The following is a 15600-nucleotide window of genomic DNA, read 5'->3' as shown; positions in this document are numbered from 1 at the left end:
CATTACTGGATGGGAGGTGGATCGGTTGAAGGACTTACGTACAGATTTACTTGCGTTGCATTATTCCAAAGTTAATAATAATCAGCAGGAAATTCAGCAAAAACTGATTCAACGAACTTTAAGGTATGCTACAGAAAATGTTCCCTATTACTCCTCATTTTGTTCGCATGGAAATAGCTCATTAGAGCTTTCTTCTTTCCCTGTTGTTGATAAGCAGTTGATTCGCAAAAATCCAGATCTTTTTACATCCAGAAAAAAAGATCACATTTTGTATCATGAAGCATTGACTGGCGGAACAACCGGAGAGCCTTTCCGTTTTCTGCTGTCCAACGCGGCAGATGGCTTTTATCAGATCAAGCTTTGGAAACGATGCGGCTACAAAAGAGGCCAGAGAATTCTGGCGATGGATGGAACAGTTTTGACAACAGAGCAGCAGCAGCGTGGAGATTTTGGAGGTGTCCGTAAACCAAGCCGAGTTTACATGAGTGATCAACTTCCTTATGGTGGTTTTTTCCTTTCTTCTCTTTACTATACAGATGAAAATTCAAAAAAATATCTGGAACTTTTTCAGCAGGCAGCGCCGGATTTTATAAGAGGTTATCCTTCGTTTGTTTATTTATTCGGTCAGTATATTATTTCTCAGCATGTAACACTGAAAAAGCCGATAAGGTGTATTGAACTCACCTCAGAAGCCTGGTATGAATATCAAATTGATCTGATCAAGGAAGCTTATCAATGTGATCATATCGTTTTTCAGTATGGTCATTCTGAATGTTCTGTGTTCGGGTATACATTTGATAATACGTACGCATATAAAACGGAGCCTCTGTACGGATATACAGAGGTGCTGAAAGAAGATGGTTCTCCAGCAGAGCCCGGTGAAACCGGAGAGATTATTGTTACTTCTTTTTATAACGATGTTATGCCATTTATCCGTTATCGCACTGGTGATTATGCTGTAGTTGGAAAACCACAAAATGGGGAGCAAATACTAACAAAGATTCTTGGCCGTAAGCAGGACTATCTTTATGACCCTGAAGGAACACCGCTAGCGCTGACTGGTTTGATTCCTGGGCATGAGTTTACGCCATATAACCATATTGAAAAGTGGCAGCTGGAGCAGTCTATTCCAGGCACGGTAGAGATCCGCATAATAAAAAGGGAAGGATATTCTCATTCGGATGAAGACTATATTATTCGCTTTTTTAAAGAAAACGGAAATATAGATGCCTCCATTTCCTATGTCGATGAGATTCCACTTACTTCCCGGGGGAAATCTTTACTACTAATTCAGCATATTTCCCCTCAGGCAGAAAGTGGTAAATAAATGTATTTGTCCGCAAGAAAAATGACGTTCGTAGATCCGGTTTTTATAGGAAAGACTGGAGAATAGAAGATGAAATTTATCTTTAGATTTCTGTCAAAAAAAATTGATTGTGTTGGGTGATGGATGGAGGAATGATCTTTGGTGAAAGTATTAATGGTTGTTACAAATCTTTATAAAGGTCAAGGTGTATCAAGTTTTGTAATGTCGTACTTCCGCCAGTTGAATCATAAGGAGGTACAGATGGACTTTGCTCTTCTGAGCAATCAAGCGACCCCTTATTATCAAGAAATACAAAAAGCAGGCGGAAATATTTATATACTTCCACCATTAAAAAATACAGTTGCTCATATTAATAGGTGCAATGAAATATTAAAACAAGGAAAGTATGAAGTGATTTCTGATAATTCCTTGCTGTTAACCCTGCCGATGATGATCTGTGCTAAACATCAGCATGTCCCTGTCAGAATCCTCCATATTCATAGCACCAGACTTAGCAGCAATCCCGTGAAAGAAAAAATAGAGAAACTTTTTTTCCCGCTATTAAAATATCAATGTACAGATTTCTGCGCGTGTGGGAGAGCTGCAGGTGAATCTATTCTGATGGGGCAAGATTTCACAGTTATTCCTAATGTGATCTCACCAGATGATAATTCACTGGATCTTAAAAAAAGAGAAGAAATCCGAAAAAAAATGAATGTTGCCGATCGAATCGTTGTCGGAACTGTCGGCCGAACTTCCCCAGAGAAGAATCCTTATTTTGCATTCAAGGTTATCCAACAGCTTGCAAAGACAGTTCCTAAACTGACATATTGGTGGATAGGAAGCGGGCCGATGGATCAGGAACTGGCAAACTATGTGAAAGAAAACAAATTAGACCACAGTATACGACTTCTTGGAAATAGAGACGATGTAAATGATTTATATCAGGCAATGGACATTTTCTTTCTTCCTTCGCATTTTGAGGGACTGCCGTTGACCGGAATTGAAGCGCAGGCTTATGGACTGCCCTGTATTATATCCAGCTCTGTCACATCTGAGATTGTATATACAGATCTCGTAAAATTTGTTTCCCTTTCTGATCCACTGGATAAATGGGTTGAGAGTTTTCAATCAGAAATAACTACAATCCCTGATCGTAGATCGTATAACAAAGAATTGCGCACAAGTATCTTTTCGGCAGAAGGGGCCGGAGAGCGGATAACAAAAACCTATTACGAAATGTTACAGAAAAGAACGCATATGCTCTAAAAAGTAGCGTTTGCAGATGAAAATCATAAGAATTTATTTTTTTCTTCCTGATACCTCAGTGGTAAGGATTGTTCTTAAATGATAATGATCTGCCACTGCATTGATGTGCTTTCTGAACCCCTGATCATCTGTATCATTAACACTGGAAAGAGTCGGCGTGTCTTCCTGCGTATATTCAACATAAACCAGGTTGCGCATACCGTTTGGAATCCAGTGTATTTTTTTATGATTCAAAACAGCCATCGCCCAGAACCAAACATCGTCACTTGATGGCGCAGTCTGCCGCATGACATTGAGGTCGAATACATTTTTGCTTAATATGTGTGGCGGATATAATGTTCCGCTTCCACCAAGAAGCTTATTGAAATAAGAAAATGAGTCAACCATTTGTCTTGAACGTGGAACCTGATCAATGATTTTTTGTGAATCCATACCTAGACGGGTGATAAGATGACAATGAATGCTGTCTGGATGCTTCTGATACGCATTAATAAGACGCTCAAGCCAGTAATCAGGATAATAGAGGTCATCATCTGCAGTTACAATTATTGCCTCAGGGAATGCATTTAATGCCGGAATAAGCTTTTTGTATGAACGTAGATCCTGTTTTACCCATCTGATCTCCAAACCCAGTGGCTGAAGTTCACGTATCTTTTCGGGAATATCATCTAAACGGTCAGGAAACTGTTCTTCGGCTAGCCAGAGAATGATTCGGTGAGGATGAATAGTCTGATTCATTAAGGAATACAAGCAATGATGAAGGTAAGGTATGCGCGCCGGAAAGGAGGTAAGTGAAATGATCACCTCCGTCTCGTCTCCGCATCTGGGGCGTATGCCAGGTTTCCTGGGCTTATGTGCATCAATATGTTGAAACCAAAGATATAGAGGATAGAAAAAGTATTCGATATTTTTTAGAAAGCAAAATAGGGGAGTCCCCTTTATTCGTTCAGATATCCATGCCAGCATCACTTTTCACCACGCTCTTAGTAAATTTTATCTTCTCAGTTTCTACTCAACAACCAGAATGACAAGGTATAACATTTCTGTCCGGATCAGTGGTGTATCGGCCAATATTTAGAAAAGAGTAAATCAAATGTTAAAGCACCTGGGTGGTATGTCTCCTGGAATGGTTTTTGGAGGCTGGTACTCTAATTTCTGATCCTGTAATGAATTAAATCCGTGCTTTTAGTATGGTTCTTAATCAGTGCACCACAGGCTTATTTCGAACCTGATATCAATATTTTGGTATCAAAGGGTTATCGTTTGGTATTAAAGACAGGGTAAAATATAGCGGACAGATAAAGGGGAAAGAGTATATGGTGAGTTCCCAGCGAATTCATTATTTAGACCGTTTGCGTGTTTTTGGTGCGTACGCAGTGATTTTAGTACATGTTGCTGCTGAGTTTATTTTTACGGTAGATGTTGGAAGCGATGCATGGGAGGCAATGAATATAGTTGATGGCCTATCCCGTTGGTGTGTTCCGATTTTTGTGATGATTTCTGGGGCGCTGTTTCTAAACAAAAACCCCCAGGGAGAGGATAGAACGAAGGATTATAGAAAAATCTGGAAGAAAAATATACTTCATCTGATTACTTCTTTTTTCTTCTGGTCAATTGTATATTGTCTTACTGATTATTATCGACTGGAGAATATGGATCATGTTTGGGCACACAGGGTCTCTGAGATTTTGTTTGGGCCACCTCCATTCTGGTTTCTCTACATGATGTTTGGGCTGTACATCCTTCTTCCGTTTCTACGGCCGATTGCGCATGATCAAAAATTGCTGAATGGCTTTATTGTTTTTTCGGCCATATTTACATTTCTATTGCCCAGCCTTCAGTTGATTACGACTGATTTGGCAGGGGAGAATCCTTTTTTGTCGCAGGCTGTCTCGACTGCCTTTTCGGGAATTGGTAATATCACGTGGCATTTTACACTTGGATACACATCTTACTTCTTAATAGGATATGCTTTAGAATCCAAGGAGATTTCAAAGCGTCAACAGTGGATCATTTATCTTCTTGGGCTGTTTGGCTGGATAGCAGTGCCGGTTTTAACTTCCTACTTTTCTAATATTGCCGGCGGGATAGTCACCCATTATTATGGGTATTTTTTCCTTCCGACCATGCTGGCTGCGATTGCTCTGTTTGTTTTTGGAAAGTATCATTGGAACCGCCCATCAAGGCTATGGCGTTTTCTTTCGGATCATACTTTTGGGGTTTATCTCGTACATCATCTTGTCCTGTTTGAGCTTCGACATCATTTTGCAAATCCATTTCCCGGTATTCATACAATTGGAGGCCTGTTGCTTGCTGCAGGCACTGTATTTGGAATAAGCCTTCTTATCTCAATCGTGATTCGCCACATTCCCATATTAAAAAGATGGGTAATTTGAAAAACGGGGATGATTTATGGAAAAAGTCACTAATAAAATAATTAATCTTTGGGAACAGAGCTCTTTTCGTACAACTGTCATTGCTTCCCTTGTTACAGGAATGATTGCCCATGGTTTTATTTATGCAAATGCTATCTATGGTCTTGATGCGATTTATATCACTTCAGATGTTGGCTGGCTTAACCTTGGTGGAACCAAATGGCTTAGCGGACCTGGGTTTGCTATTACATTATTTCAGAATCTTCCGTGGCTGAGCGGCATGCTTGGACAGCTTCTGATGATTGGCGTCATCTGGATGCTTGTTAATATGTTTTCGCTCCGCCATTGGGCGGGGATTTGGCTAATGGCAGGCTTAGCACAAACCAATCCTGCATTGATTGGGGCAAATACGTATGGAAATATTTACATATATTATCTTGCCCTGTTTTTCGCTGTAGGTGCTGTCTATAGTGTTTATAAAGATACGAAATTTCAGTGTTCCCATTGTCTTGCCTGTATTATTCTTATAATGTGCTCAGTAGCTTTATACGGTGCTTATGTCCAGGTGACAGTATCGTTGATGCTTGTTCTTTTGATTTTAAACATTCTTCAGCAAGAAAGGGCTGCCACATTATTTAAACGCGGGGTACAGGAGGTCCTTTGCCTAATCATCGGCCTTATAATGTTTTACACAGTCCTGAAGATTTTGCTTTCAATCAGCGGGCAGCAACTAAATAGTTATTTGAACGAAGATTCGATTACAAGTGTTCAGACAATGGATTTTTCCGGAATGCTATACCGATTTTTTCATTCTTATCAAGCATCATTAAATTATTATTTTTGGTATCCGTTTGGCATTCACTGGCTTAATGGGATAATTCTCGGTTTAGCTGTTCTGTTGACTTTATTTCAGTTTTTTCGCAATTCTATTGATCGGAAGCTCAATTTTATTTTGCTCTGTATTTGTGGCATTCTGATTTTCCCGGCAATGGATATTATTCAGATCATCTCTAATTCATGGCATTATTTGATGTTTTATTCTTTTTCTGTCCCTTTTTTCTATACTGTTGGAATTGTCAATCAGAGTCTTGAGGGTAAGCATGTAGTCAAGGCGATCCAAAGGGCAATTATTGCTTTGTTATCCCTAATGGTTTATTACGGTTTTGTATTATCAAATACCGTTTATATACGATGGAATAATTATTATATTGAAACGCTTAATATGTGCAGCCGTCTTCTTTCACACATAGAACAATGTGATGATTTCGACGGGGGCGAGGATATTGCTATTGTATGGGATACAGAGTCAGATGCCTATTTTAATCGCACCGGGATTACGCCCATTCCTATGCTGGATATGTTATGGAATGTAGAAGATGATCGGCTAAATGGACTTTATCAGATATCGATTCCAGAGTTTATGAATCGAATCCTCGGTTCTCCGCTGCACTTTGAAATGTATTCATCCGTAAAAGATTTAGAAAATAATATCAGTTTATCTGCCAACGATCTTAAACTGTTATCCGAGATGGAATCTTATCCCGATTCTTCCTCAATTCAAGAAATAGATGGACAAATCGTAGTAATATTAGCAAAGTGAGCTCGAGATGAAAGCAATTGACCTTATTGTTCCATGCTTTAATGAAGAAGAATGTATCGATTTGTTTTATCAAGCAGTGTCAGATGTCTTTACGAAGCAACTTCCAAATTACGCTTGGAGGATTCTTTTTGTTGATGATGGAAGCTCTGATCATACTTTGGAAAAAATAAAGTCACTTTCTGAAACCCGTGGTAGTAATCAGATTGCATATATTTCCTTTGCACGCAATTTTGGTAAAGAAGCTGCTATTTATGCTGGTCTAGAAAACAGTACTGCAGATTATATTGCAGTAATGGATGTCGATTTACAGCATCCTCCTGGTCTTCTGCCAAAGATGGTAAAGTGTTTGGAATCCGGAGAATATGACTGTGCAGGTGCTCGAAGAGTTTCACGATGTGGGGAAGCACCTGTGCGGAGTATGTTTTCCAGTCTCTTTTATTATGTAATTCACTATATTACAAAAATGGATTTCGTTCCCGGTATGACTGATTATCGCTTAATGAAGCGTGACGTTGTGGATGCTATTGTGTCTCTTCATGAGCATGAGCGTTTCATTAAAGGTATATATGCCTGGGTTGGATTCCGGACAAAATGGATCGATTATGAAAATGTCGAACGGTCCGTGGGAAAAACAAAATGGAGTTTCAAGGGTCTTTGGGGCTATGCTAAAAGTGGAATTATCGCTTTTAATGTAGAGCCGTTACGGGGCATTATTTGGCTCGGCGTATTTGTTGTGATCGCATCACTGGTATATTTTTTCCGTGTTCTCTATCAGACGACGAATGGACTTCGAAAGTGGACGGATTCAATCACTTTGATTCTTCTTCTTCTGTTTTTTTCGGGAGTTATTATTACGACTCTCGGCATTATCGGAGAATATATTGCACGGGTATATCTCGAGGTGAAGAATCGGCCGATTTATATCTGCCGTGAGAGCAATCTGCAGAAAGAAAAGGTACAGAAGCATGGATAAAAAAACAGTTATTCTAGCATTGTCGTGGCGAGATATCAAAGCTCCTAAGAGCGGCGGCGCAGAAGTACTTTCACATGCGATGCTATCTCGTCTTGACCCGCAGATTTATCGGGTTATTCATCTTTCGCCAATGTTTCCCGGGGCAAAAAAAGTAGAAAATATTGACGGCGTTTCCTATATTCGGCACGGCAACATCGGATCAGTGATTTTTTATGCTGCATATTACTATCTTAAGAACAAAGGTGATATTGATTATGTGATTGATGAGTGTAATACACATCATTTCTTTACCCCTTTCTATATACCAAAAGAGAAAAGAATTTTGTTTATTCATCAACTGACTCGTGAAATCTGGTATATCAGTGCTAAATTCCCATTAAATGTCATTGGACATGCTCTTGAGTCTTGGTCGCTTCGAATTTATCGAAAGGGGAAGGCAATAACTGTCTCTGAATCCACAAAGCAGGACCTTGTTTCTCTTGGGTTTGATCCACATCAAATATTTATTATTCCGAATGGAATCCATACGGAAATCAAGCAATTCATGGAAGAAGCGATTCCTAAGCAGAAGAGCCCCACATTGATTTATGTTGGACGTTATGCGTCTTACAAAGGAATTGACATTGCTATTCAGGCGTTTGCGGATGTCAATAAACAACATGATGACGCCAAACTTTGGATTGTCGGGAAAGAGAATATTGAATATATCTGTGAATCATTAGTACCTGTTTTACAGCAGTATCAGTTGAAAATTTATTTCGTCAATTCGTCAACTCAAGAGGCTTTTATTAGCCGGTGCGGTTCATTCCTCATCGCAGAATCACAGGAGACAGCAGATATCGTTATCTGGGGATTTGTGGATGAAGGCCAAAAATACCGGCTGATGAAGTCTGCATGGCTTCTCCTTTTCCCGTCAATCCGTGAAGGGTGGGGTATTATTGTTACTGAAGCTGCTTTGCTAAAGACTCCAAGTCTTGTTTCAGATGCACCGGGCTGTCGTGATGCAGTAAATTACGGAAAAGCTGGCTATATCTGCAAGGAAAGAACTCCCTCTGCATTTGCCGCTGAGATCAACAGAATCTTGGCCGACCCTGACGAATACCAGCACATAGTCGAAACGTCTTTTTCCTATTCTCTTCCACATCTCTGGGACAGTAGTGTTCAGCAGAAGGCAATTGAGGACCTTCAGAAGAATGTTTTTATCTCAAAATCGGAATTTGCAAATCATGAGTAGTGAGCAGAAGCCATCCAACTATGAAGAATTAAAGAACAAGAGAGCCGTCAATTCGGTTAGAAATGCTGTGCTCGGCTCTATTTATATGATTGAGACGACTCTTGTACCTTTTTTTCTGCGTACCTTAATGGCTCGAACGATCGGATACGAATACCTTGGCCTCAATAACCTTTTCCTGTCAATCATTAGCATGATTAATTTTTCAGAACTCGGTATTGGAACGGTCATGACGTATTTTCTCTATCGCCCTTATGCATATGATGAGAAAGAGAAAGTTGAAGCGTATCTTCATGAACTTCGCAAGATCTATTTCTGGATTGGAATATTTATTATTGTGGTCAGTCTATGCCTGATCCCATTATTCCCTTTCTTTGTGACAGGGAATATTCCCGTAGACGCAAATATTTATTTATTGTTTAGTTTGTATATTCTTTCAGATGCACTTCAGTATTTCTTTTTCCCGGATACAACGGCTTTATTCGAAGCGAGTGAGCGTAGCGATTATAATACGGCAATCAACGGAATCGCGAATCTGGTCGGATATAGTCTGCAAATTATTTCTTTGCTCGTCTATAAAAGCTATCTTTATTATATTATTGCTCTAGTCATTCAGGCAGCTGTAATCGGCTTCCTTCGGTTCTATTATAAGCGTCGTTATTACTCTTCTTATCATCCCAAAGGATCATTGAATCAACAAGAACGCATTGATGCGAAGAAAAGGATCGGGGCCATGATCGGTCATCAATTGGACGAGAAGTTTTTTAATAGCATTGATACGGTCATGATATCCTCCTTTCTTGGATTGAATGCTGTTGCTGTTTATGGGAATTATTATTATGTTCTTGTTGCAGTCACAATGCTGCTGAGCGCATTGTACAATGGCGTGCAATCAGGCATTGGAAATGCGGTAGCGGTTGAAAGCAGAGAAGGGAATTATGATCGCTTTTTTTTCTTGTTTTGGCTTAGCATGATTCTGACTGGCTGGGCCACAGCATGCATGCTTTGCCTTTATCAGAATTTTATTAGAGTCTGGATGGGAGATCAGATGCTCGGAATGGATATGGTCATTCTACTTTGTGTGTATTTTTATCTATCTCAGATCCGTAAGACAGTTGTTACATTCAAAAATGCTAATGGCATGTGGTATGACGATCGATGGAAGCCGTATGTTTCCATCGCACTTGATTTTATTCTCGATCTCGTCCTGATCCCGAGAATCGGTGTGATTGGGGCCGTAATTTCGTCCATTATTTGTCTGTCATGTATTGAGCTTCCCTGGGAAACGATAATATTATTCCGAAATTACTTCAAACACTCCCTTTCCTTGTATTTGAAACGATTGTCCGCTTATTCGACAGTGAATGTTGTTCTGCTTTTAAGTTGCAGGTTTATCTGTGAAAGATTTATTCCACAGAAAAGCATTACAGATCTGCTGATTCGGTTGCTTGTTTGCTCAGCAATGTCTATTGTTATTTTTGGGACAGTATACCGGAGCTCTGACGAAATGAAGAGGTTGACAGAACTGTACAAGCGGCTGCGGGTAAGAAGATGATGTATTACGATCTTTGATAAAGATAGGCTCGTTTACTTATAGTCTGTCTTTAGATACAATTTTGCATATGTGGAAAAAAATTAAAGAGAAATTCCTTAACCGGCAGTTCATTACTTTTGCCGTAATTGGTGTAATTAATACACTGATTGCCTTACTTATCAATAAAGGGATGCTTGCATTAGGTATCGAGGTCGGAATGGCAAGTGTTTTTGCGGATGTGCTGGCTTTTATTCCTTCATACTTGATGAATATTAAATTTACATATCATCAAAAATACTCTTGGAAGAGTTTCGTTACATTCCCCGTGAGTTATGTTCCGGGATGGATCATATCATTTTTGATTGTTGAATTGCTTAGCCGTGGCTTTGATGTTCCTGAGCGCTATGCGAAGTTGGTTTCTGTTCCTATCTATGTTCCTGTTAATTTTCTTTTTATGACCTTTATTGTTGGAAAATTCGGTACGAAGGGAAATGAAAAAAAAGATGCTTCTTCTGGGACGGAAGTAAGGTGATGAAAGAATACATTACACCTCCTTTTTTTATCTATGCAGGGAAACTTATTCTTAACTTGTTGTAGATCTGACTTTTTTCTGCATGTCCTATCGTGGATACGGCTTATGATATCATTCATCTAAGTAAGAAACCTATAGCCTCTTTGAGGCTTTAGGAGAAGTGAAGAAGGGTAATCTGTTGTGAAAATAGCTTTTATCAACACAGTTGTAGGATATGGAAGCGTTGGACGCATTGTCTATGATCTTTCAAAGATCCCTGGAGTTCAGGGAAGAATTTATTTTGGGCGTAAGACGAATAATACGGATGCAACTGCTGTAAAATTTACGAATTTTTTCGCAAACGCTGATCAGGCAATACAGACTTATTTATTTGACAAACATGCATGGACAAATGCTGGTGACACAAGGAAACTTGTTGAAGATCTGAAGGTGTTTCGTCCAGATATAATTCATTTGCATAACCTGCATGGTTATTATCTTGATGCGCCTGTCCTTTTTTCGTATTTGAAGGAAAGCGGGGTCCCGATTGTATGGACGCTTCATGATTGCTGGACATTTACAGGTCATTGTGCTCATTATGAGAGCGCAGGATGCACACAATGGAAAACACAGTGTACAAAGTGCCCCCTTCTTAATACGTATCCATATACATGGAATGGAAGGAATACTTCACTGAACTTCGAACGAAAAAAGGCTTTGTTCACTTCGATCGCTGATCAGACAAGCCTGGTTGTTCCTTCCAAATGGCTTGAAGAACAGGTAGCTCAATCTTTTCTGAAGTCAATGCACTGCACTGTTATTCCGACTGGGATCGATCTTTCGATTTTCCGCCCCAGCAGTTCTGATTTTCGAAGACATTATCAGCTTGAGAACAGTAAAATCATATTGGCTGTATCTTCCGGATGGCCTGCGGAGAAAGGGTATGCAGACCTGCTGCTGCTTAGCTCCCTGCTGAAAAATGATGAAAGGCTTGTCGTGGTTGGCGTCAATTCCTGGCAAAAAAAAGAATTGGAGGCACACGGAGCAATCGGAATCCGCCGTACATCGAGCCGCGGGGAACTTGCAGGAATCTATTCTTCAGCCGATGTTTTGATCAATCCTACCTATGGAGATACATTCCCTACGGTGAATCTTGAGGCCCTCGCCTGCGGCTGCCCGGTTGTTACATATCGAACCGGTGGGAGCCCGGAAGTGCTGACCTCAGAGACAGGGGGAGTTGTGGAATGCGGCGCAATGTCTGAAGCACTCGCACTAATACGGACCTCACATTGGAACAAAAAAGCCTGTATAGAAAAAGGGCAACGTTACGGGCGTGCCCGGATGCTTGCATCGTATGCTGCACTATATGAGCAGCGGTATAACGAAGGAGGGGGAAGATGAGCAGTTACTATCCATTGGTTATATATTCCGTTGCAGCTGCCTTTCTCTTTTTTATGTATATCTCCTGTTTTCACTGTTCCAGAAAGGTTCAGCTCACCATAACGATTGTTCTTGCACTTGTTTATGTCGTCCGGTTTACAATCGGGAATGATTTTATTAACTACAAATACATTTACAACAATATTTTTAATTCTGCTATTGCTGTAATGAAAGATCCATTCCAATACGGGAGCCTTTATTCTGTAAGAAATCTTGGCTATACATTTTTTGTCTATGGATTGAAACATTTATTCTGTACATATCCGGAATTCATCCTGGCACTGAACATTCTGACTATGACTTTGCTCATGATTCCTGTTCTTCGTCAGAGTCGGCAGCCGTTGTTCTCGATGGTGATTCTTATCGGGTGCGGTGTTCTTGAGATGTATTATGGCAGTGCATGGCGTGAATTTCTCGCTATGTGTATCTTTTTTGCGGCTTTCTATTTCTGTATTCCAAAGAAAAAGTACCTAGCTTATGAACTCTGTATTCTTTTGGCTTTTACTTTTCATGAAAGCGCAGGAATCGGTTTCTTCGTTCCGGTTGTTATAGAGCTTTATCACCGACATTCCAAAAAAGCCAAGAAGATTTACTTCTGGATATTAGTAATCTCGGCGGCAATCGGAATTCTGAACCTGACCCTTGTTCCATATCTGGCAACGATGCCGACATTCCAGCGCTATATAGCATTTTCATATTTTATTCAGAATCCGGATTTTTCGATCATTGGCCTCCTTCTTCAAGTCTGCCTTGGAATTGCAGTGTATATTTTGTATTCATGGAGTAACCCTGAGGACCTTTTTTTGAAAGAACAGACGGCAGTCTTCTTGATGACGGTTCCTTTCTATTTTTGCTTTGCCGGATTTCAACTGGTATCGAGAGTTGCGGATTTCATTCAGATCATTGAGGTTATTCTTATTCCAAATCTGGTTTGCCTTATCCCGGATAAAAAGAAAAAAGCACTTGGTTTTCTTGGCGTCATTGCTCTGAATTTCGTACTACTGTATTCTGATACAACCTATCGTATCGGGAACACAAAAAAGATATACGAAATTGTAAATGCGCCGGTGAATTCATATATTTCTGTATGGGATCCGGCCGCTGATATCATCAGTGACCATTATTAATGAGAAAGGGGATTTGAATGAAGGAAGTTACATTATCGTATTTCTTTGAAAATTGGAATACAGATGTTGTTTCTATCGGCTGTCTTCTCGTGCTGATCCTTCTGGCTTCGGGCTATTTTTACGGTCGCCTGTATCAAAAGTTCATTCCTTCTCTAAAGAATGTTGATTGTACATTTCCAGGCATTTTTACCATCTTTGCTATTTTTGAGATTTATGTTTTCTACATTGTTTCAGTTCGTGGTGATTCTACTTTTGCATTAACTCTTGTGAAACTGCTGGTCCTGGCCGGGCCTATTCTTTGCTTGATCTTCCGGGCAAATGTAATTCCTTCCTGGAAACATCTTGCGTCTTTTGTGGCTGGGGTCGCCATAGCAGTTGTCTTGGGAAGAGCAGCCGCAAAGCTTACTACAAATAATATCTTTTTTGATACTGTATATTATCTTTCTCAGGTTGGTGAATCCGTAGACCATCCAGTGTGGGGCGGATACTTTTATTACCAGGGAGAAGGGCCGTTTGACTTCGTAGAAGTCCTTCACGATTATCAGGGATATTACTATTTCTGGGCTGTTCTTCTCCGATGGGTAAAGACAACCTTTGATGTTTCTTTGGTTTCATTGATCCCCATTTATATCTGGGGTGGTTCGATACTGTACTACATGTCACTTGGAAGTATCTTTATCAGTTCCATCAATGTTCTATATAAAAAACGGAAATGGTTTTCCGTACTTTCGGTCTTTCTGCTGGCACCGTTTTTTACCAATTATTTCAATACAACCCTTGGCTTTTTTGGCAACACGATTCGAACCGTATGCGTTGGATGGGCGATGCTGATCGTGTATCGCTATCTGAGAAGTCACGATGGCCGTCTTTTCATACCGCTTGGGGTCATTTATTTGGCTGGAATAATGGTTAGTTCATCCTGCCTGTTTATTTTTGTTTTCTTTGCTGCAGCTGTCTTGTTTACCCTTGCATTTTCCGATAAGACAGTCTGGCAGGATTATATGGGTCTTGTAGCAAGCAGTATTGGGCTGATTCATTTTGGGATAATTGCCATAAGCCCATCAGAATATCCCAGCTATGCAATCTGTCTGGGTGCTGCGCTTGGTATTACTGCTCTTTGTTGTGGTATCGTTTGGCTATTTCATAAAAAGATTGAACGGTTGTCCATGGTTTTCAAAGTCTTATTTCCAATAACTATGACTTTTATAGTTGTACGGTCTTTCACTCTCAGAAATTCGGAATTTGGTTATGCCTATTTCTTCGATGCCGGAAGTTATCACGATATGTGTAATAATTTCACCAGCCATGTCAGCACCATGGAGCTTTGGCGGAATATTGTAATGTATTCGATGGTGGCTCTTCTGGTTGTCAACTCAAAAGTAAACCGTTCATATAAGCTGTTTCTTATGTTCCTTGGCGCAATGTTTCTTAATCCACTGGTGGAACCGTTTGCTGCCACATACCTTACGAAGGAGGCGTATTGCCGGGCCTTTGACCTATTAGCTAATCCCTTTACTTTGTCTTTCCTGATCAAGAACACTGATTCTCTGCTGAATAAAATCTACATTAACTGGCTCCTTCTTCCCATTCTCTCCCTGGCCGCCACAGTAACATTGACGGCATCTAATCTGACGATCCCTTATAGTAAAACGCTAACCTTCATGACAGATTCAGAGGATTATAACTGGGAATACAAAGTTACGAATCACACCATAGAAATGTATGATTACATCACCAGCAAACTGGTTCCTGCTTCGGATACACGTCTGCATTTTCTGTCGCAGGATGAGAGCCTCCGGGGATATGTCCCAGGGATTGTCAATGTTTTCGGATCCAATAAATTTCGGGATGCCATGTCATCAGAGGACCAGTTTAATAAGGATTATCTTGTCATGTCCTTAATGTATCCGCATCGTCTCACGGGAGCTAACCCGGTTGTTGATCCGGATCAGAATGAAGTTGTGTCTGATTACAGCCGATTAGGCGAATTAATTTCATCTTATCCGAATGTTGACTATGTGATTATGCGCAATACAGTCGCAATCTGGGATGAACGCGGATGGTTTGACAAGTGCTATGTCTCTGTTCTTCACTCAGGGCAGTGCAGCATCGAATATGAAAATGATGAATGGGTGATTCTTCGGGTCAATCCGGATTATACTCCGGATAAAACGGACTTAGGTGAAGCGGCAGATAATACAGGCGGAGAAGTACAGGAGAATTAAGTAAATGGT

At 40.3% G+C, this 15600-nt stretch carries 12 protein-coding genes; 11 read left to right on the top strand and 1 reads right to left on the bottom strand.

The window, feature by feature from the left end; all coding sequences use genetic code 11:
• The first annotated feature begins 25 nt into the window (after positions 1-25).
• Together C1714_RS11365 and C1714_RS11360 are read left to right on the top strand one after the other, a co-directional pair.
• Positions 26-1327: a phenylacetate--CoA ligase family protein gene (locus C1714_RS11365; protein WP_102343363.1), complete on the top strand. Its 1302-nt coding sequence runs from the start codon at positions 26-28 to the stop codon at positions 1325-1327.
• Between the two features lie 141 nt (positions 1328-1468).
• Positions 1469-2575 (top strand): glycosyltransferase, encoded by a 1107-nt coding sequence (locus tag C1714_RS11360; protein ID WP_167850045.1) that lies wholly within the window; start codon positions 1469-1471, stop codon positions 2573-2575.
• Positions 2576-2608: 33 nt separating this feature from the next.
• Here C1714_RS11360 and C1714_RS11355 read toward each other — a convergent pair whose 3' ends face one another.
• The gene (locus C1714_RS11355) at positions 2609-3541 is read right to left on the bottom strand and encodes a glycosyltransferase family A protein (protein ID WP_102343361.1); all 933 of its coding nucleotides are present in this window, start codon (positions 3539-3541) and stop codon (positions 2609-2611) included.
• Between the two features lie 350 nt (positions 3542-3891).
• Here C1714_RS11355 and C1714_RS11350 point away from each other — a divergent pair, with 350 nt between their 5' ends.
• From C1714_RS11350 to C1714_RS11310, 9 genes are all read left to right on the top strand, one after another.
• Positions 3892-4971, top strand: coding sequence for an acyltransferase (locus C1714_RS11350; RefSeq protein WP_102343360.1), 1080 nt, complete (start codon positions 3892-3894; stop codon positions 4969-4971).
• Positions 4972-4987: 16 nt separating this feature from the next.
• On the top strand, positions 4988-6550 hold the full coding sequence (locus tag C1714_RS11345; RefSeq protein WP_102343359.1) for a glucosyltransferase domain-containing protein: 1563 nt from the start codon (positions 4988-4990) through the stop codon (positions 6548-6550).
• Between the two features lie 7 nt (positions 6551-6557).
• The gene (locus C1714_RS11340) at positions 6558-7523 is read left to right on the top strand and encodes a glycosyltransferase family 2 protein (protein ID WP_102343358.1); all 966 of its coding nucleotides are present in this window, start codon (positions 6558-6560) and stop codon (positions 7521-7523) included.
• Positions 7516-8757, top strand: a complete 1242-nt coding sequence (locus tag C1714_RS11335) for a glycosyltransferase family 4 protein (RefSeq protein ID WP_102343357.1) — start codon at positions 7516-7518, stop codon at positions 8755-8757. Before C1714_RS11340 ends, C1714_RS11335 begins: the two co-directional genes overlap by 8 nt.
• On the top strand, positions 8750-10309 hold the full coding sequence (locus tag C1714_RS11330; RefSeq protein ID WP_167850043.1) for a lipopolysaccharide biosynthesis protein: 1560 nt from the start codon (positions 8750-8752) through the stop codon (positions 10307-10309). The genes C1714_RS11335 and C1714_RS11330 overlap by 8 nt, the downstream gene beginning before the upstream one ends.
• Positions 10310-10376: 67 nt before the next feature.
• A complete protein-coding gene (locus tag C1714_RS11325) occupies positions 10377-10820 on the top strand; it encodes a GtrA family protein (protein ID WP_102343355.1) in 444 nt (147 codons plus the stop codon).
• A gap of 180 nt (positions 10821-11000) precedes the next feature.
• Positions 11001-12200 carry a glycosyltransferase gene (locus C1714_RS11320; RefSeq protein WP_102343354.1) on the top strand — a complete coding sequence of 400 codons (1200 nt, stop codon included), beginning with the start codon at positions 11001-11003 and terminating at the stop codon, positions 12198-12200.
• The gene (locus C1714_RS11315; protein ID WP_102343353.1) at positions 12197-13366 is read left to right on the top strand and encodes an EpsG family protein; all 1170 of its coding nucleotides are present in this window, start codon (positions 12197-12199) and stop codon (positions 13364-13366) included. Before C1714_RS11320 ends, C1714_RS11315 begins: the two co-directional genes overlap by 4 nt.
• Positions 13367-13383: 17 nt before the next feature.
• On the top strand, positions 13384-15591 hold the full coding sequence (locus C1714_RS11310) for an SLC5/6 family protein (protein ID WP_102343352.1): 2208 nt from the start codon (positions 13384-13386) through the stop codon (positions 15589-15591).
• The last annotated feature ends 9 nt before the right edge of the window (positions 15592-15600 follow it).

Source organism: Galactobacillus timonensis (assembly GCF_900240265.1).
Taxonomy (GTDB): domain Bacteria; phylum Bacillota_I; class Bacilli_A; order Erysipelotrichales; family Erysipelotrichaceae; genus Bulleidia; species Bulleidia timonensis.
This window is presented reverse-complemented; position numbering and strand designations above follow the sequence as displayed.